We start from the raw sequence: 18,758 nt of genomic DNA on the forward strand, positions 1-18,758 counted from the left end.
CTAGCTCCTGGTCGGTGCTCCTCGCACACTGGAGGACGTGACCACACAAGACAGCAGGTACGAGGCCGTACGCAGCAGGGACGCCCGCTTCGACGGGGTGTTCTTCCTGGGGGTGCGCACCACCGGCATCTACTGCCGGCCGAGCTGCCCGGCAGTGACCCCGAAGCGGGAGAACGTCCGCTTCTACCCCACGGCCGCGGCGGCCCAGGCCGCCGGCTTCCGCGCCTGCCGCCGGTGCCGCCCGGACGCGGTACCCGGCTCCGCCGAGTGGAACGTACGCGCCGACCTGGTGGGCCGCGCGATGCGGATGATCTCCGACGGTGTGGTGGACCGGGAGGGCGTGGCGGGCCTGGCCGAGCGGCTCGGCTACAGCCCCCGCCAGGTGCAGCGCCAGCTGACCGCCGAGCTCGGCGCCGGACCCGTGGCGCTGGCGCGGGCCCAGCGGGCGCACACCGCGCGGGTGCTGCTGCAGACGACGCCGCTGCCCGTCACCCAGGTCGCGTTCGCTGCGGGCTTCGCCAGCGTGCGGCAGTTCAACGACACGGTCCGGGAGATCTACGCCCGGACACCCAGCGAGCTGCGCGCGGCCTCGGCGCGGGGCGGACACGGGCCCGCGGGCCGCCCCGAGGCGCGGGAGGCCGCCACCCACGGCGGTGGGGCAGCCGCCGGTGTGCCGCTGCGGCTGGCGTACCGCGGGTCGTACGCCACCGGACAGATCTTCGGCTTCCTGGAGCGCCGCGTGATACCCGGCGTCGAGGAGATGCTGGGTGCGCCCGGCAGCCGCACCTACCGGCGCACCTTGAACCTGCCGTACGGCACCGGCCTCGTGGAGGTCGACGAGTGCCCGGCGCGCAGTGGCAAGGGCTGGCTCGACTGCCGGCTGCACCTGGGGGACCTGCGGGATCTGACGACCGCCGTACAGCGCGTGCGGCGGCTGTTCGACCTGGACGCCGACCCGTACGCGGTCGTCGAGCGGCTCGGCGACGACCCGGCGCTGGCGCAACTGGCCGCCCGCACACCGGGCCTGCGCTCACCCGGCGCCGCCGACGCGCACGAGCTGGCGATCCGCGCGGTCCTCGGCCAGCAGGTCACCGTCGGTGCCGCACGCACGCTGGGCGGCCGGCTCGTCGCGGCCTACGGCAAGCCACTGGCGGCGCCCGACGGCACGCTCACCCATCTGTTCCCCGAGGCGGACGCGCTCGCCGAGGCGCCCCTCGCGGAGCTGGGCATGCCCGAGAGCCGCCGCCGCACCATTCGCACCGTCGCCGCGGCCCTCGCGGACGGCACCGTCGTGCTCGACCCGGGCGCCGACCGTCAGGAGACCGAACGCGCTCTGCTGGCCCTGCCCGGAGTGGGCCCGTGGACGGCCGGCTACATGCGGATGCGGGCCCTGGGCGACCCGGACGTCTTCCTCCCCGGCGACGTCGGCGTACGCCACGGCCTGGCGCTGGTCGGGGCCGAGGCCGCACAGGCCGAGCAGTGGCGCCCCTGGCGGTCGTACGCGCTGCACCACCTGTGGCACGCCACGACGCTCACTCCTCCTCCAGACCCCAACTGTGCACCCGGCGCGGATGGATGACGATCAGCTCGTCGCTGAAGTGCGGACCCAGATCGTGCGGCCCTTCGCGCAGTTCGGCGACGCCCCGGATCTCCACGCCGCGCACCCGCCACGGCTTGAGGCTGACGATGTCGTCCACCACGAGGGCGAGCCGGGGCCGGGTGCGCAGGTTGCGCCACTTCTTCGTCCTGCCGAGCGCGAAACCGCCCACCAGGACCGTGCCGTCGTCCTGCGGGAAGAAGCCGACCGGATTGTTCTGCGGCTGCCCCTCGGGGTCCACCGTCGCCAGCCGCCCGAGCCGCTGGGAGGACAGGTACTCCCGCTCGGCCCGGGTGAACGCCTTGTCGCGGGGATCGGTGGGAGAGGAGCCGGAAGCGTGCGTCGCAGGTGTCATGTCAGGCAGCGTCACACGCTCCGCTCGGTACCGCATCGGAGCCCGGTCGGCTGCCGCTCCGCCGCTGGTCCTAAGACTCGGGCCTTCCGCCTTCCGGTGGCGGATCCTCCGTACGGTCTTCCCGCCCGATCCGGGGGAGGGACAATGAGTCCATGAGCGGTCAGGAGGCACAGGGCGACGCTGAACATCCCGACTGGTGGGCGCAGTTGTACGACCCGCAGGCCGCCGACACGGGGCGTACCCGTGCCCGGGACACCCTCGACGAGCGCTACCGCTCGGCGAGCCGCACTCTGACCGACACCCCTGTGCCTGTGCCCGAACCGGCGCCCGAACCTGCTCCTGGACCCGCACCGGCCGAGGCGCCGACCACCCCGCCTCCGTCGCCGTCCCCGCCCCCGTCCCGGCCCCCTGCCGAGGCGCCGGCCGGGGTGCTGCCGGCGGCCGAACCGGCTTCGCTGGGGGAGGTGGTGCCGGACACGGTGGTGGAGGGCACCCGGTACGGCTGCGCCGTACTGCGAGCGGCGTCCGTGCGCGGCGAGCGCGCCCGGCAGGCGGGGGAACTGCGCACCGACGCGCTGCTGGTCGTACGGTTCGGGGCCGGGCAGGACGGCTTGCTGCTGTGCGTGGTGGCGGCAGGAGCCCGGTCGGGACCGGACGGACACCGGGCCGCCCGCGAGGCGTGTCACTCGATCGGGGCGGCCGTCGGCCGCAGCAGCGCACGGCTCGCGGAGGACATCCGCAGGGACCGCAGGAGCGCCCTCCAGCCCGGTCTGCACCGGCTGACGGACCGCACGTTCGGCAGGCTGCGCGCCCAGGCCGCGGCGCTGGGCCTGGAGCCGGAGCAGTACACCGTCGATCTGCGGTGCCTCCTGCTGCCCGCCGATCCCCGCTGCCGCACACGGGTGTTCTTCGGCAGCGGCGCGGGCGGATTGCTGCGGCTGCGGGACGGTGGGTGGCAGGACGTGGAACTCTCGGCCACCACCTCGCCCGCGCCGGTGGGGGACGCGGTGATCGGCCGGGATCCGGCCGCGGGCGCGGCGGCGGTCCGCGACGGCTTCACCCCGGCGGAGCCGTCCGAACCGGCCCGCACGGAGCCGTTCCGGTTCCGATGCCACGTCGCGCAGCCCGAGGACGTACTACTGCTGTGCAGCCCCGGCCTGGCGGAACCGCTGCGTGCCGAGCCTCCCTTCGCGGACCGGCTAGCAGCCGACTGGGCCGCCCCCGGGGCTCAGCCGCCCGGACTCGCGGCCTATCTCACCGCCCTCCAGGGCGGGGTGGACGGGTGCGAGGGCGACCGTACGGCCGTGACGGTGTGGGAGGGCTGAGCCGGAGCGGCACAGGGACGGTGCCACGGCGGCCTTCCCACCACACCGGCCGGTGCGGTGGGAAGGCGTGACGGTCAGCCGAACTGCCGCTCGATCTCGGCCAGTTTCTCCTCCAGGGTGTCGAGCCGTGGACTGGCGGCGTTCTTCTCGTCCCTGCCGCCGTCGCCCCGACCGGGAGCGCTGCCCTCCCCGATCGCCTGCAGCGCGGGCCTGCCACGCGCCACCGCCGACGGGCTCACCGGGGCCGCGCCCACGGCCTCGCCCACCGGTTGGGCGGCCGACGGAGCGGCGGGCTGGGCGGTGGGCTGCGCGGTCGACTGCGCGGTCGGGGAGGACGCCGCAGCGGGTGTGCCGAGCTCGATCCCCACGCGGGACCCGGGCTCGCCGCGTCCCCGACTCCACCGGCGGTGCTGCCGGTTGATGGCCTTGACCCGGGCCCGGTCGAGGCGTTCCTTGTCCTTGCGGCGCTGCCGCTCCTGTTCGCGGCGGCGCCTGTCGTCGCGCACCTCGTCGACGGCCTCGTCCAGCGTCCGTACGCCCTCCAACAGCATCAGGGACCAGGCCCCGAACGTCTCGCGGGGCGCCCGCAGCCAGCGGACGATACGGATCTGCGGCAGCGGGCGGGGCACCAGGCCCTGGTCCCGCAACGCCGCCCGGCGCGTCTGCTTGAGCGCGCGGTCGAACAGGATCGCCGCCGAGAGGGACATGCCGGCGAAGAACTGCGGCGCGCCGTCGTGCCCCACGCCGCGCGGCGCGTGCACCCAGTTGAACCACGCCGCGGCACCCGCGAAGATCCACACCAGCAGCCGGGAGCCCAGCGAGGCGTCGCCGTGGCTGGCCTCGCGCACGGCGATCATGGCGGAGAACATCGCGGCGCCGTCCAGTCCGAACGGGACGAGGTATTCCCAGCCGCCGCTCAGACCCAGGTTCTGCCTGCCGAAGCCGACCAGTCCGTGGAAGGAGAGTGCGGCAGCGACCGCGGCGCAGCAGAAGAGGAGCAGATACGCGGCTGTCGCGTAGAGCGTCTCCTTGCGGCGGCGCCGCTGCTCCATGCGCTCCCAGGAGTCGGGCTGTCCGTGCTGTTGCTGCGCCGTGGCCGCGTCGTCAGCGGTGGAGGTGCCGCCCTCGGCGGAGGAGCTGTGACGGCGTGAACGCGCCATCACCAGCACCGCGGTCAGAGTGCCGACGAGCAGCACGGCGCTCGGCAGCACCCAGTTCAGCGATATGTCGGTCAGTCTCATCGGGTGTGTGCCCCTTGCCGCGCGGTACCGGGGGCGCGCACGTCGCGGACGCCGCGTACGGGTCCGTACGTGCGCGAGGCGGTGCCGCGCTCGCGCTCTGGCTTGTTTCGTGTTGCCGAGCATCCTTACGGCAGCGCGGTACCCCGCTGGGGGGTTTCAGGGGAAGAGAACGCTAAAAGGGGGCACCGGGGGCCGACAGGGGCACACGGGGTCGAACTTCCTAGCGGATCGCGGTCATCCGCTCGATACGTTCCGCGTCACACGTTCGGGGGCAGGTGACGCAGGTGTCCTCCGGACGGAGGGTGTAGAAGAGGCAGCAGCTGGCCCGGTCGCGGGTGGTGAGCGCCGAGCCGTCGGGCCCCGTCAGCCGACGGAAACCCGCGCCCTGGGCGAACGGTTTCATCGCGCCGGGGAGCAGCAGTTCGGCCTCCGCCATCGCCCGCGGCTCCTCGCCCAGCAGATGGCCCAGATACCAGAGCCCCTCGGTGATCTCGTCCGTGGCCATCCCCCACAGCGCACGCGAACCGCGCCGCATCCGTGGCCTGAACCCCTCCAGCACGGGCGCGAGATGGGCGGCGACGGCGTCCCGCACCTCGGCGCGCAGCGCCTCCTCGTCGGGCACCACACGCGCGCCGGGCGCGGCGGCGGCCGGGTCGTCCGGCAGACAGGCGAACTCCTCGACACGGACCGCCAGCCGCCCCAGCGAGCGCTGGAAGGCCACCGCCTCGACGGGCAGCCGTGGCACGCGCCGGTGCAGGAACCACGGGATGGTGACCAGCAGGCAGACGGGCCAGGCGTAGCGGTGCAGTCCGAAGCTGGCGACGACGTCCGGGCGTCCCGGCTGTCCGTAGTCTCGCACGATCTGCTCCGCGTCCCGTGCGAGGAACGCGTCGAGCGCGTCACCGCCGGCGGCCAGAGCGCTCGCCCGTACCCAGCCGGGGCCTTCGGGAAGGGCTTCACCAGCCGTGGTCTCGGTCACACCCAGGGAGGGGAACACCTCGGTCAGCCGTGCGTACGCCGCACGGAAAGGAGAGACGTCAAAGGCTACGGGGGCGAGGGTGGGCACGGCCATGAGGACCACCGAATCGACGATCGTTAGCAGGTAAGCCTTACCTTAGCTGATTGTGGCCGAGGTTTGATCTCGTGTCGCGTCGGCCTAGGGTGCACGGCAGCCTGCACTGGCGAAGACACGGACGAAAGAGCGCTGGGGGCCACATGGAGCAGAGTCGAGCGGAGCCACGTACGGCGCCGACCGCCGTCTCGCCGTCCGGAAGCCCGGCGGCGGACTTCGCCGGGCCGCCCGGCTCGCGCACCGAGCGGCGGGCGGAGACGACCGCACGCGGTGAGCACACCCACAGCGAGCCGGCGGCCCCCAGGGTGGTGCCGCAGCGGCACTCCGTACGCGACCAGATCCTCGAAGCCCTTCGTACCGCCCTGCTCGACGGCGAACTCGCCCCGGGCGAGGTCTACTCCGCACCGGCGCTGGCGGAGCGCTTCGGCGTCTCACCGACACCCGTACGGGAGGCCATGCAGCTCCTGGTGAGCGAGGGCGCCGTCGAGACGGTGCCCAACAGGGGCTTCCGGGTGGCCTGTCACAGCCCCCGCGACCTGGCCGAACTCAGCGAGATCCGGGCCCTGCTGGAGGTGCCGGCCGTACTGGCGCTCGCCCGGACCCAGCCCACCGAGCACTGGGCCGGACTGCGACCGCTGGCCGAGGACACCCTGCAGGCGGCGGCGTGCGGTGACCGTACCGCCTACGCGGAGACCGACCGCGCCTTCCACCGCGCCATGCTGGAGCTGACCGGGAACCGGCAGCTGGTCGCGGTCGCCGAGGATGTGCAGCGCCGTGCGCACCTGTCGGCCCTGCGCGCCTCTCCCGCGCCCCGCGCCACCGACCTGCTCGCCGAGGCGGCCGACCACCTCGCACTGCTGGACGCGCTGACCGACCAGGACTTCCCCGCGGTCGAACGACTGGTGCGCGGGCACTTCTGACGCACGAGGCGCTCCCGCCCCGGCTGCGCGGGGAAGGGGCCCCACTCCCGGCTGCGCGAGGAAGGGCGCTCGGTGCCGGGCGCTCAGCTCCGCGTGGGCGCCGGGGCCGCACCGCCGGGCCCGTCCTCGTCCGGTCCGCCGGGGTCCGCAGCGCCGGGGTCCGCAGCGCCGGGGTCCGCAGCACCGGGCAGCCGGTCGGCGAGCCAGGTGGGAACCCCGCCCAGCAGCCGGAACAGCCGTCCGGCCTCCTCGCGCAGCCGGGTGGCCTCCGGCTCCGGCTGGACGTCGGCGAGCGAGGCCAGGGCGGGTGCCATACCGACGAGGAAGCCCAACTCCTCGCGCAGCCGCAGCGATTCGGCGAACCCGTGGCGCGCTTCGGCCAGTTCGCCCTCGCGCGCCGCGAGCCCTGCCAGATGCCGCCAGGTCGAGGAGCACAGCAGCAGATCTCCGCGCGCGGTCGCGCCCGCGTGCGCCCTCCGATAGGCGGCGCGCGCCGATTCCGGGGTGTCGCTCAGGTTCTCGGCCAACAGCCCCCGCCGGAAGTCCAGCAGGGCGCGGCCCGGCGCGTTGGGCTCCAGCAGTGCGGCGGCCCGGCCGAGCGCCGCCCGCGCCTCGTCGGTCCGGTCGCGTACGCCCAGCACCGTCGCGGCATAGGCGAGTTGCCCGCGCTCGCAGGCCGCGGCCCCGCGGTCGTCGTCCACCTGGGCGACGGCCTCGGCGCCGCGCAGCGCGTCCTCCGCCGCAGCCCAGCCGTCCGCCGTGTACATGCACCGCTCGACGAAGAGCGCGGCTCTGCCGACGGCCGCCTGCGGGTGTTGCTGTGCGTACGGTTCCAGCAGCGCCGCCGCGTCCTCCCAGCAGCCGCGCGAGCGCAGCCGCCACACGGCTTGCCCCAGCGGGCTGTCGGGGCCCATCGCCGGAGGGCGCCCGTCGGACTTCGCGGGGTCCGTGCTGCCTGCAGGGATTGCGGGGCCGGTGGGCCCTGTGCGGCCTGCGGTGCCTGTGGGATCCAGCCTTTCCGAACGTGACATGGCGGTGTCCGCCACAGTGCCCTCCCCAAGCGCGCCTTCGAGCCGGATGTGAGCGCATCACAGCACGGGTTGAGCCGTCGGGCCAAGGGGGTGGTGTGAATCAGTTCACAAAGTTTTACTCGAAGGGGCGGACTGCCAAGGCGAGGAGCGCGTTCTCAACTGCCGTACGCGCCGGGCCGGTCGGGGTCGGCCGACGTGACGGATGAGGCGGAAGAGCTGGAGGGGGCGGAGGAAGGGGACGAGGCGAACGAGCGGGAGGAGGGGTGGACGGCGAGCTGGGACGAGGCGAACGAGGCTGGGGCAGCCGGTGGGGCAGCCGGTGGGGTAGAGCCAGCTCTACCGCAAAGTCGGTAACTGGCTGTAGTGATCTCGGCGGTGAAGCGCGGTTCGCTGGATACGTGAACATCTCCGCCGCACGTCGCACCGCATACGCCGGATCCGCCCTCTGGACGGTCTGCGCCGTCTTCGCCGCCCTCACGGCGGCCGTGACCGCGCTTCCGCCGCACCGGACGTGGGGAGCGCTCGCGGCGGTCGGCTACGCGGTCCTGGCGCTCGTCCCGGCTGCCACCGTCCGGTCCGCGCCGCCGCCCGTCGCTCCCGCCGCTACCGACGTCCCCGCCGCGCCCGGCGCCGCCTGCCGGGCCGGTCCGCCGACCCGGCGGCAGCCGCGGCATCGGTGGCTGACCGGCAGACTTCCGCTCGCCGGCTGCGCGCTGACGGCCGTGCTGCCGCTCCTCGTGCTCGCGTTCACAGACAGCGCCCAGGAAGAGGTGCACGTCGTCCACCGCGCCGGCGCCCGACTGCTGGCTCACGGCACCCCCTATCTGAGCCCCGACCAGCTGGCCGGCGCCGACTACACGGCCTACAACCCGTACCTGCCCGGCATGGCCCTCTTCGGGGTGCCACGGCAGCTGCTGGGGCTCGACGCCCGGTTCGGCTTCGCCGCCGCCTTCCTCCTCACCTTCGCCCTCAGCCTTCGGACAGCCGGCCTGCGGACCACCGGCGGCCTGCGGGCCACTGGGGCCGGGCCCGGCGCACGCGGTTCCGTCGGCCGCCGCACGCTGCTGCTGACGGCTTCGCCGCTGATCGCACTGCCGTTGGCGGTCGGCGGGGACGACCTGCCCGTGCTCGGCCTTCTCTGCCTCGGCCTGGCGCTGGCCGGACGGCACGGAAGAGCAGCGGCGGGCCGGTCGGGCCTGGTGCTCGGCGTGGCCTGCACCCTCAAGGCGACGGCGTGGCCCGCACTGCCGGTCGTCGCGGCGCTCCTCGCGGTCCGCGAAGGCCGCCCGGCGGTGCTGCGCCTGACCGGCGGTGCGGCCCCCGCCCTGGCGGCCGGGCTGGCGCTGCCCGTGCTGGTGGACGGCGCGGGGCTGGCGGCCAACGCGATCCGCTACCCGCTCGGCCTGGCGGAAGCCGCCTCCCCTGCAGCGGCCCCGCTGCCGGGCAGGCTGCTCGCCGCCCTCGGTCCGGCCGGGCAGCTGTGCGCCGTCGTGGCCCTGGTGCTCGCCGCCCTGCTGATAGGCGGCTCGCTGCTGCCGCGCCCACCCCGGGACGCGGGCGGCGCGGCCCTGCGGCTCGCGCTGGGCCTGCTGATGGCGATGGCGCTGCTGCCCGCGTCCCGCTTCGGCTACGCCGTCTACCCCGCTGTACTCGCCCTGTGGGCGTACTGGAGGAACCTCGATGCGCGACGACTCGAACCCGGACCAGGCCGTCGGCCGCCCGCCGCACGGCGGCCCACCGCACGGCGACCCGCCGCACCGTGGGGCGGAGCCGCACACCCGGACCGGGAACCGGGGCTGCGACCGCACCGGCAGCCGCTCACCGGGCCGCACGCTGATCGTGACGAACGACTACCCGCCCCGGCGGGGCGGCATCGAGACGTTCGTCCACGAGATCGCACACCGCTTCCCACCCGGTGAGGTCGTGGTCTACACGGCCGCCCAGCCCGGCTCCGACGCCTTCGACGCGCGCCAGCCGTTTCCCGTCGTCCGCGACCGGGCCCGCACGCTGCTGCCGTCCCCCAGGGTGGCGGAGACGGCGCGGGCCCTGGCCTTCCGCTACGGATGCGACCGCGTGTGGTTCGGCGCGGCGGCCCCGCTCGGGCTGCTCGCGGGACGGCTCGGACTGCCCTGTGTCGCCACCACGCACGGGCACGAGATGTGGTGGGCCGCGCTCCCGGGCACGCGAGGTGTGCTGCGCCGCATCGGCCGCGGCGTCGGCACGGTCACCCATCTCACGGCGCACTCCCGGGCCCGTACGGCGGGGGCGTTCGGGCCGCGGGCGCACACGGCCCGTCTGGTGCCCGGCGTGGACACGGCCCTCTTCCGCCCCGACAGCCGGGAGCGGGCGAGGATACGGCGGGAACTGGGCCTGGTGGGGCGGCCGTTGATCCTGAGCGTCTCACGGCTCGTCCCCCGCAAGGGGCAGGACGCCCTGATCCGCGCGCTGCCCCGCGTGCGGTCCGCCGTGCCGGGGGCCACCTTGCTGATCGTCGGCTCCGGCCCGTACGAGGGGGCGCTGCGCCGCTCGGTGCGGCGGCTGCCGGGGCTGCCCGAGGACGCGGTCGTCTTCACCGGACCCCGGGCACACAGCGATCTGCCGCCCTACTACGCGGCAGCCGACGTCTTCGCCATGCCCTGCCGCACCCGCCGCCTCGGTCTGGAGGCCGAAGGCCTGGGCATCGTCTATCTGGAGGCGGCCGCTGCCGGACTGCCCGTGCTCGCGGGGCGGTCCGGCGGGGCACCGGAGGCGGTCAAGGACGGCAGCACCGGCCATGTGGTCGACGGGCGCGATGTGCAAGCCGTGGCCGACGGCCTCACCGCGCTGCTCACCGCACCACGGGCGGCCGCCGCGATGGGCGCCGAAGGCCGCGCCTGGGTCGAGGCGGAGTGGAGCTGGGACGCCTCCGCCCGGCGACTGCGCAGCCTGCTGTCCCGTACGGTCGACACGTGGTGACCAGCGACAACACAACAACGAAGCCCTCGGCCCGAGCTGCCGGGGGCACCGGGGAGGAACTGCCCGGCGGTGCTCGGCGGGAGTCCGCCGTCGGCGGGGTGTGGCAGGCGTTGGCGAGCGGGCCCGCAGGGTTCCTGGGCTCCCTGTGGCCGGTGCGGGCGATGGGCTATCTGCTGGCGGGCGGGGTGCTGGGGCTCGGCTGGCTCTTCCTCGCCGTGGGCCTCGTGGTGGTCGGGATCCTGCTGCTGCCCACCGGTGTCGGAGTGATCGCGCTGCTGTGCGTACCGGCGTCCGCCGCCGGGCTCGCCGGGCTGGAGCGGCGGCGGTTGCGCTGGCTCGACCCCCGGGAGGCCCCCTCGCCGCACCAGAACGGGTACGCCCCGGGCGAGGACGAGGCGGGCGGCAACGCGGCGCGGCGGGCGCTGCGCAGACTGTGGCGGCGCGCCAGAACCCCCGCCACCTGGGTGGAGTTCGGCTTCGCGCTGCCCAACGCGGTGCTGTCGGTGCTGGACCTGCTGGTGGTGGTGCTGGGGCTCGGGCTGGTCGCCAGCCAGCCGTTCGCGCTTCTCACCGTGCTGGGCGGCGACCAGGTGATGTACGGCGAGGGCATCGTGCTGACCGAGCCGGTGCAGGTCCTGCCGTGGCTCCTGCTGACACCGGTCTTCGCCGCGCTCGCCTGCTACACCTTCGCGGGGCTGGCCGGAATGCGGGCGGCACTCGCCCGGGCCGCGCTGGTGGGGCCGCGCCGGGAGAAGGAGTTGGACGCGCGGCTGACGGAAGTGACCGCCTCCCGTGCCCGGCTGGCCGACGCGTTCGAGGTGGAGCGCCGCCGGATCGAGCGCGATCTGCACGACGGCGCCCAGCAGCGACTGACCGGCCTGATCATGACGCTGGGCCTGGCGAAGCTGGACGCCGACCCCGCCCTTGTCGCCAAGGCGCAGGACGAGGCGCGCGCGGTACTGGCCGAACTGCGGGATCTGGTACACGGAATCCAGCCGTCGGTGCTCACCGACCGGGGCCTGGGGGCGGCGCTCGAAGCGCTGGCCGAGCGCTCGCCCGTACCGGTACGGGTGGACGAGCGCCTCGGTTCCTTGCGGCCCGCCGAGGCGCTGGAGATCGCCGCCTACTTCGCCGCCTCGGAGGCGTTGACCAATGTGGCCAAGCACAGTGGGGCCGCACACGCCACGGTGACCGTACGGGGCGGGCGGACACTGACGGTGGAGGTCCGCGACGACGGCCGGGGCGGCGCCGACCCGGAGCGGGGCACAGGTCTGACGGGGCTCGCCGACCGGCTCGCGGTGCACGGCGGGAGGCTCCGCCTCTCCAGCCCGCCCGGCGGCCCCACCGTGGTGCGGATGGAGCTGCCGTGGGCGGACGGCGCACAAGGCGCCGGGGCAAGGGAGGATGGGAGCACAACCGGGTTGACGGAGCCACCCCGCGAGGGGCGCAGGGAGATACATGCGGCTGGTGATTGCTGAGGATTCCGTACTGCTGCGCGAGGGGTTGAGCCAGATCCTCGCGCGCTTCGGCCACGAGGTGTGCGCGGGCGTCGGTGACGCGCCGGCACTGCTGGAGGCCGTGGCCGCGCACGCGCCGGACTGCGTCGTCACGGATGTGCGGATGCCGCCCGGGCTGCGGGACGAGGGGCTGCGGGCCGCGCTCCAACTGCGCACCGAGCACCCCGCGCTTCCGGTGCTGGTGCTCTCGCAGTACGTCGAGAACTCCTACGCGGCGGACCTGCTGGCCACCGGCGACGGAGTCGGCTATCTGCTCAAGGACCGGGTCGGGGAGGTCGCGGAGTTCATCGAGGCGCTGGAGCGGGTGGCCGCGGGCGGCACCGCCATCGACCCCGAGGTGGTCCGGCGGCTGCTGGCCCCCGACCGCGAACCCGCCGAACTGCGGCGGCTGACGGCCCGGGAGCGCGAGGTGCTGGCCGCCATGGCGGAGGGGCGCTCCAACGGCGGCATCGCCCGCGCGCTGGTCGTCAGCGAGGCCGCGGTCGTCAAACACGTCCGCTCCATCCTCACCAAGCTCGACCTTCCGCCCGCACCCGACGACCACCGCCGGGTCCTGGCCGTCCTGGCGTATCTGCGCCACCCCGACCGGAGCCCCGCAACGGCGGCCGACCCCGCCCCCGCCCCCGCTCGTACTCCTCGGCACCCGGCCTAGCCGGGCGGGCCGCCCCCTCCTGGACCGGCCGCCCTCCTCAGCTCATCCGCAGTGCCAGGCTGTGCTTGTCCGGGGGCAACCCCCGGGCCCCCGGCCGGGACCGGCCACCCTCCTCAGCTCATCCGCAGTGCCAAGAAGAAGTCGAGCTTGTCCTCCAGGCGGGACAGGTCGCGGCCGGTGAGCTGTTCGATGCGGCTGACGCGGTAGCGAAGCGTGTTGACGTGCAGGTGGAGGCGGCCCGCGCAGCGGGTCCAGGAGCCGTCCGAGGAGAGGAACGCCTCCAGGGTGGGCACCAGTTCGGCGCGGTGCTTGCGGTCGTACTCGCGCAGCGGGTCCAGCAGGCGGGCGGTGAAGGCGCGGCGTACGTCGTCCGGCACGAAGGGCAGCAGCAGCACGTGCGAGGCCAGCTCCTCGTGGCCCGCCGCGCGGACCGCGCCCGGGCGGGCGGCGGCGACCCGGCGGGCGTGCCGGGCCTCCTCCAGCGCGCCCCGCAGTCCCTCGGCCGAGTGCACGGCAGCGCTGACCCCCAGCGTCAGTCGCCCGTCGTTCGCCAGGGCGCGTCCCAGCGGCTCGCTGACCTCGGCCAGCAGGGTGTCCGCGTGCAGCCCCTCCGAGCCGCGTACGCCCGTGAGCCTGGCGGGCCCCTGCTCCTGGGCGCCCTCCGCAGTGCTGCGCGCGCCGGTGCCCGGGTGCGAGTCCGCGCCGGAGGCCGAGGCCGTTCCGGAGTCCGGGGCCGCGCCGCGTCCCGTCTCGGTGCGTGCTGTCTCGGTGCGCCCCGTCCCGGCCCCGTCCTCGGAGCCGTCGGGGTGCTCGGCCCCCGCTTCGGCCTCCCCGGTCAGCGGCACCAGTGCCACCGCCTCGCCGTCCACATGGGCGACGGCGATCCGGTCCGAGCCGTCCGGGCCCGTGGCGCGCGGGTCGACCAGCAGCTCTTCCAGCAGGGACTGGGCGATGGCGCCGCCCTCCAGGGCGCGCGCCGGGTCGGGCTCGTCCCAGTCGACGCGGGCCACGATCACCTGCCAGGCGGGTGCCGCACCCTGTCCGGGCAGCAGTACGGGTGCCGCCACCCGCAGCCGCGCGGCGATCTCGGAGGGCGGTGCCCCGGTCTGCACCAGTTCCAGCACCTCCTGCGCCAGCCTGCGGCGCACGGTGCGGGCGGCGTCGCGTCTGTCGCGTTCGACGGCGATGAGCTGGGTGACGCCGTGCAGCAGGTCGAGGCGTTCGGCGGGCCAGTCGCCGGTGTCGGCGGCGACGGCCAGCAGCCAGTCGGACAGGACGGTGCGGCGCGCGTCGCCGGTGCCGCGGCTGACGGGGAAGAGGGAGTAGGCCACGCCTTCGTCGACCGTCCGGTGCGGGCTGCGCCGTCCGGTGCGGACGGCGGCCATATGGGCGCCCGCCAGCCGGGCGGCGGCGGCGTGCGGCAGCACCGGTCCTTCGCTGGGGCCGGCGATCTGGCGGCCGGTGGGGGAGAGCACCCAGGCGGCCAGGTCCAGGTCCGAGCCGAGCAGGTCGAGGACCGCGTCGGGGCCCCCGCCGGCGGGCCCGGAGGACATCAGGCGCCGGTGCCGGTCCACGACGGCGGCCAGGTCTCCGGCGCGCTCGGTGGAGACCTGGCGGACCACGTGCTCGGTGATGGTGGCGAAGGCGACGGACTCGGTGACGGAGAACAGCGGCAGCCGGTGCCGGGCGCAGGCCTGCACCAGGTCCTCGGGGACGGTGCCGAGCTCCGCCTCGCCCGCGGCCAGGCCCGCGACCCCCGCCGTGGCCAGGATCTGGACGAAGGACTCGGAGTCCGTCGGCGCGTGTCGCCACGCCAGGCCCGTCAGCACCAGCTCACCGCCGGACAGATAGCGGCTGGGGTCGCGCAGGTCGGTGGTCATGACACCGCGCACCGTACGGTCCAGTTCCTCCTCGCCGCCGAGGAGCCGGAGGCCCAGCGAGTCGTTCTCCAGGAGCGCGCGCAGCCGCATCGTCTTGTCGCCTGCCGTTCGTGTTTCGTCTCGGGTGGGGCGGAGGGGCGTGGCCATGCCACCGGGGTGTGACCGGGAGGAAACCGTGAGGTTACTGGTTCCCGGCTTTCGTCTGAATCTACAAGACCGGGTGGCCGACCAGCCAAACGCTTCATGTTTTCGGTGACTGCACCGCGGCGGGTACCTGTCGGTGTACTGACCGCATCCCCTCCGCATCTCCCACCTCCCATCGCACCACTCCGGATCGCACCGCGAAACAGCACCCCCTGTCAGCACCCCCCAACCAGCACACCGAGAAGAGACACCATGGAGTTCCTGCGCCCGGCCAGTTGGGAGGAGGCGCTCGCCGCGAAGGCGGAGCACCCCTCAGCCGTGCCCATCGCGGGTGGCACCGATGTCATGGTCGAGATCAACTTCGATCACCGCCGCCCCACCCATCTCATGGATCTGAACCGGGTCCATGAGCTGCACGAGTGGGAGATCGGTGACGAGACCGTCCGGCTCGGCGCCTCCGTGCCCTACTCGAAGATCATCGACGAGCTCGCCCACGAGTTGCCGGGCCTCGCGCTGGCTTCGCACACCGTCGGCTCCCCGCAGATCCGCAACCGGGGCAGCGTCGGCGGCAATCTCGGCGCCGCCTCCCCCGCAGGGGACTCGCACCCCGCGCTGCTCGCAGCGGGCGCCGAGGTCGAGGCCGAGTCGGTGCGGGGCACCCGGTTCATCCCGGTGGAGGACTTCTACACCGGGGTGAAGCGCAACGCGCTCGCCGAGGACGAACTGATCAAACGCGTCCACATCAAGAAGGCCGACGGGCCGCAGCAGTTCTCGAAGGTCGGCACCCGCAACGCCATGGTCATCGCGGTCTGCGCCTTCGGTATCGCGCTGCACCCCGAGACCCGCACCGTCCGGGCCGGCATCGGCTCGGCGGCACCGACCCCGCTGCGGGCCCGCACCGCCGAGGACTTCCTGGGCGCGGCGCTGGAGGAGGGCGGCCTGTGGGACAGCGGCAGGACGATCCCGCCGTCCGTGGCCCGCGAGTTCGCCGAACTGTGCTCCGGCGCCTGCAATCCGATCGACGACGTACGGGGCAGCGCCGCCTACCGCCGCCGCGCCGTGGGCGTCATGGCCCGGCGCACGCTGGGCTGGGTCTGGGAGAGCTACCGCGCCACCGGGAACGGCCGCACCACCGAAGGAGGCGCCCAATGCGCGTGACATTCACCGTCAACGGACGGCGGCACGAGGCCGACGACGTGTGGGAGGGCGAGTCCCTGCTGTACGTGCTGCGCGAGCGGATGGGGCTGCCCGGCTCCAAGAACGCCTGCGAACAGGGCGAGTGCGGTTCCTGCACGGTCCGTCTGGACGGCGAGCCGGTCTGCGCCTGCCTGGTGGCCGCCGGGCAGGTCGAGGGCCGCGAGGTCGTCACCGTCGAGGGGCTCGCCGAGTACGCCCGGGAGCGGGACGGTTCCGAGGGGAGGGGGAGCACCGGTGATCTCGCACCGGTGCAGCAGGCGTTCATCGACGCCGGCGCCGTGCAGTGCGGCTTTTGCACCCCCGGTCTGCTGGTCGCCGCCGACGAGCTGATCGAGCGCAACCCGCAGCCGACCGACGCGGACATCCGCGAGGCGCTCTCCGGCAATCTGTGCCGCTGCACCGGATACGAGAAGATCATGGACGCCGTCCGGCTGGCCGCCGCCCGCGCCGACGACAGCGCGCCGGAGGTGGTCTGAGATGGCCCCCACGACCGGACCCGGCCGTACGCCCACCCAGCTCGACCAGGGCGCCGACACCAAAGGTGGTGTGGGGGAGTCCCCGCTGCGTCCGGACGGCACCCTCAAGGTGACCGGGGAGTTCGCCTACTCCTCCGACATGTGGCACGAGGACATGCTGTGGGGCTGCACGCTGCGCAGCCCGCACGCGCACGCCGAGATCGTCTCCGTCGACATCAGCGAGGCGCTCGAGCAGCCGGGCGTGCACGCCGTGCTGACCTACGACGACCTCCCGACCGAGATGAAGAACTACGGCCTGGAGATCAAGGACACCCCCGTCCTGGCCCACGGCCGGGTCCGCCACCACGGTGAGCCCGTCGCGCTGGTGGCGGCCGACCACCCGGAGACGGCCCGCCGCGCCGCGGCCAAGATCAAGGTCGACTACCGCGAACTGCCCGTCGTGCACGACGAGGAGTCCGCGCTGGCGAAGGACGCGCCGCTGCTCCATCCGGACCGCGACGACGACCACGCCCGGCATGTCCCGCACCCCAATGTGGTGCACCGCCAGCCCATCGTGCGCGGTGACGCGGGCGCGGCGGCCCGGCGCGCCGATGTGATCGTCACCGGCGAGTACGAGGTCGGCATGCAGGACCAGGCGTTCCTCGGCCCCGAGTCGGGGCTGGCCGTGCCCGCCGAGGACGGCGGTGTGGACCTCTACATCGCCACCCAGTGGCTGCACTCCGACCTGCGCCAGATCGCCCCCGTCCTCGGGCTGCCCGAGGAGAAGGTGCGTATGACGCTCTCCGGCGTCGGCGGTGCCTTCGGCGGGCGCGAGGACCTGTCCATGCAGATCCACGCCTGTCTGCTGGCGCTGGTCACCGGCAAGCCCGTGAAGATCGTCTACAACCGCTTCGAGTCGTTCTTCGGGCATGTGCACCGCCACCCCGCGAAGCTGTGGTACGAGCACGGCGCCACCCGCGACGGCAAGATCACTCATATGAAGTGCCGCATCGTGCTGGACGGCGGCGCCTACGCCTCCGCCTCCCCGGCCGTGGTCGGCAACGCGGCCTCGCTCAGCGTCGGCCCGTACGTGGTCGACGACGTGGAGATCGAGGCGCTGGCGCTCTACACCAACAACCCGCCCTGCGGCGCGATGCGCGGCTTCGGTGCGGTACAGGCCTGCTTCGCCTACGAGGCCCAGATGGACAAGCTCGCCGCCGAGCTGGGCATGGACCCGGTCGAACTGCGCCGGCGCAACGCCATGTCGCAGGGCACCCTGCTGCCCACCGGGCAGGCCGTGGACTCCCCGGCACCCGTCGCCGAACTGCTGCGCCGGGTCAAGGCGATGCCGCTGCCGCTGGAGGCGCAGTGGGAGACCGTCGGCGGCGAGCCCGATGTACGGGCCCTGCCGGGCGGCCTGTCCAACACCACGCACGGCGAGGGTGTCGTACGGGGCGTCGGCTATGCCGTCGGCATCAAGAACGTCGGCTTCTCCGAGGGCTTCGACGACTACTCCACGGCACGGGTGCGGCTGGAGGTGGTCGGCGGGGAGCCGGTGGCGATGGTGCACACCGCGATGGCCGAGGTCGGCCAGGGCGGCATCACCGTGCACGCCCAGATCGCCCGCACGGAGCTGGGCGTCGCCCAGGTGACCATCCACCCGGCCGACACCCAGGTCGGCTCGGCCGGCTCCACCTCCGCCTCCCGACAGACGTATGTGACCGGGGGCGCCGTCCAGCACGTGTGCCGACTGGTGCGCGAGCAGGTGCTGGAGCGCGGGCGCGAACGGTTCGGCACCTACCACCCGGCCTGGGCGAGCGCCGAACTGCTGCTGGAGGGCGGCAAGGTGGTCACCGACGGCGGTGAGGTACTCGCCTCGCTGGTGGACGTGCTCGGCGACGAGCCCGTCGAGGCCGAGGACGAGTGGCGGCACCGGCCCACCGAGGCCTTCGACCTGAAGACCGGTCAGGGCTTCGGCCACGTCCAGTACTCCTTCGCCGCGCACCGCGCCGTGGTGGAGGTCGACACCGAGCTCGGGCTGGTCAAGGTCGTCGAACTGGCTTGCGCACAGGACGTGGGCAAGGCGATGAACCCGCAGGCCGTGGAGGGCCAGATCCAGGGCGGCACCGTACAAGGGCTCGGGCTCGCGGTGATGGAGGAGATCGTGGTCGACGCCCGGGCCAAGGTCCGCAACCCCTCCTTCACGGACTATCTGATCCCCACGATTCTGGACACGCCGACCATCCCGGTCGACGTGCTGGAGCTCGCCGACGAACACGCGCCCTACGGGCTGCGTGGTGCCGGTGAGGCGCCGACCCTGTCGTCGACGCCTGCCGTGCTGGCGGCCGTCCGCGCTGCGACCGGTAGGGCGCTGCCGCGGGTGCCGGTGCGGCCGGAGCACATCGTCGAGGTGTGAG

Annotated in this window: 15 protein-coding genes; 10 read left to right on the forward strand and 5 right to left on the reverse strand. The window is 74.2% G+C overall.

Going from position 1 to position 18,758, the window contains the following annotated elements:
* Nucleotides 1–37 precede the first annotated feature (37 nt).
* The gene (locus tag JW613_RS17930; protein ID WP_209211829.1) at nt 38–1,579 is read left to right on the forward strand and encodes an AlkA N-terminal domain-containing protein; all 1,542 of its coding nucleotides are present in this window, start codon (nt 38–40) and stop codon (nt 1,577–1,579) included.
* On the opposite strand, the gene JW613_RS17935 is transcribed toward JW613_RS17930, so the two are convergent.
* Complete coding sequence (locus tag JW613_RS17935) at nt 1,533–1,952, reverse strand: PPOX class F420-dependent oxidoreductase (RefSeq protein ID WP_209211830.1); 420 nt, start codon at nt 1,950–1,952, stop codon at nt 1,533–1,535. The two genes, JW613_RS17930 and JW613_RS17935, sit on opposite strands and share 47 nt — an antisense overlap.
* A 152-nt stretch (nt 1,953–2,104) precedes the next feature.
* On the opposite strand from JW613_RS17935, the gene JW613_RS17940 reads away from it, so the two are divergent.
* A complete protein-coding gene (locus JW613_RS17940) occupies nt 2,105–3,277 on the forward strand; it encodes a protein phosphatase 2C domain-containing protein (RefSeq protein ID WP_209211831.1) in 1,173 nt (390 codons plus the stop codon).
* Between the two features lie 74 nt (nt 3,278–3,351).
* On the opposite strand, the gene JW613_RS17945 is transcribed toward JW613_RS17940, so the two are convergent.
* Nucleotides 3,352–4,518 carry a DUF2637 domain-containing protein gene (locus tag JW613_RS17945; protein ID WP_209211832.1) on the reverse strand — a complete coding sequence of 389 codons (1,167 nt, stop codon included), beginning with the start codon at nt 4,516–4,518 and terminating at the stop codon, nt 3,352–3,354.
* 220 nt (nt 4,519–4,738) lie between these two features.
* Nucleotides 4,739–5,590, reverse strand: coding sequence for a (2Fe-2S)-binding protein (locus tag JW613_RS17950; protein WP_209211833.1), 852 nt, complete (start codon nt 5,588–5,590; stop codon nt 4,739–4,741).
* 143 nt (nt 5,591–5,733) lie between these two features.
* Between JW613_RS17950 and JW613_RS17955 the strand changes: the two genes are divergently transcribed.
* Complete coding sequence (locus tag JW613_RS17955) at nt 5,734–6,510, forward strand: GntR family transcriptional regulator (RefSeq protein ID WP_209211834.1); 777 nt, start codon at nt 5,734–5,736, stop codon at nt 6,508–6,510.
* Between the two features lie 83 nt (nt 6,511–6,593).
* Here JW613_RS17955 and JW613_RS17960 read toward each other — a convergent pair whose 3' ends face one another.
* Nucleotides 6,594–7,424, reverse strand: a complete 831-nt coding sequence (locus JW613_RS17960; protein ID WP_209211835.1) for a hypothetical protein — start codon at nt 7,422–7,424, stop codon at nt 6,594–6,596.
* Between the two features lie 515 nt (nt 7,425–7,939).
* Between JW613_RS17960 and JW613_RS35845 the strand changes: the two genes are divergently transcribed.
* Genes JW613_RS35845 through JW613_RS17975 form a run of 4 tightly spaced genes read left to right on the forward strand, consistent with a single transcriptional unit; the run spans nt 7,940 to nt 12,665 of the window.
* The gene (locus tag JW613_RS35845; protein ID WP_245225886.1) at nt 7,940–9,460 is read left to right on the forward strand and encodes a hypothetical protein; all 1,521 of its coding nucleotides are present in this window, start codon (nt 7,940–7,942) and stop codon (nt 9,458–9,460) included.
* Nucleotides 9,381–10,496: a glycosyltransferase family 4 protein gene (locus JW613_RS17965; protein ID WP_307865937.1), complete on the forward strand. Its 1,116-nt coding sequence runs from the start codon at nt 9,381–9,383 to the stop codon at nt 10,494–10,496. Before JW613_RS35845 ends, JW613_RS17965 begins: the two co-directional genes overlap by 80 nt.
* Nucleotides 10,490–11,974, forward strand: a complete 1,485-nt coding sequence (locus tag JW613_RS17970; protein ID WP_307865938.1) for a sensor histidine kinase — start codon at nt 10,490–10,492, stop codon at nt 11,972–11,974. The genes JW613_RS17965 and JW613_RS17970 overlap by 7 nt, the downstream gene beginning before the upstream one ends.
* Complete coding sequence (locus tag JW613_RS17975; protein WP_209211837.1) at nt 11,955–12,665, forward strand: response regulator; 711 nt, start codon at nt 11,955–11,957, stop codon at nt 12,663–12,665. The genes JW613_RS17970 and JW613_RS17975 overlap by 20 nt, the downstream gene beginning before the upstream one ends.
* Nucleotides 12,666–12,778: 113 nt before the next feature.
* On the opposite strand, the gene JW613_RS17980 is transcribed toward JW613_RS17975, so the two are convergent.
* Entirely contained in the window at nt 12,779–14,635 is a 1,857-nt protein-coding gene (locus JW613_RS17980; protein WP_209211952.1) for a PucR family transcriptional regulator, read from the reverse strand.
* Nucleotides 14,636–14,941: 306 nt separating this feature from the next.
* Between JW613_RS17980 and JW613_RS17985 the strand changes: the two genes are divergently transcribed.
* From JW613_RS17985 to pucD, 3 genes are read left to right on the forward strand one after another with little or no spacing between them, the layout of a single operon-like run.
* A complete protein-coding gene (locus tag JW613_RS17985) occupies nt 14,942–15,847 on the forward strand; it encodes an FAD binding domain-containing protein (RefSeq protein WP_209211838.1) in 906 nt (301 codons plus the stop codon).
* A complete protein-coding gene (locus JW613_RS17990) occupies nt 15,838–16,362 on the forward strand; it encodes a (2Fe-2S)-binding protein (RefSeq protein WP_209211839.1) in 525 nt (174 codons plus the stop codon). The genes JW613_RS17985 and JW613_RS17990 overlap by 10 nt, the downstream gene beginning before the upstream one ends.
* Nucleotide 16,363: 1 nt before the next feature.
* Complete coding sequence (gene pucD / locus JW613_RS17995) at nt 16,364–18,757, forward strand: xanthine dehydrogenase subunit D (RefSeq protein ID WP_209211840.1); 2,394 nt, start codon at nt 16,364–16,366, stop codon at nt 18,755–18,757.
* The last annotated feature ends 1 nt before the right edge of the window (nt 18,758 follow it).

The sequence above is a fragment of the Streptomyces smyrnaeus genome (assembly GCF_017676345.1).
In the GTDB taxonomy this organism is placed as follows: Bacteria; Actinomycetota; Actinomycetes; order Streptomycetales; family Streptomycetaceae; genus Streptomyces; species Streptomyces smyrnaeus.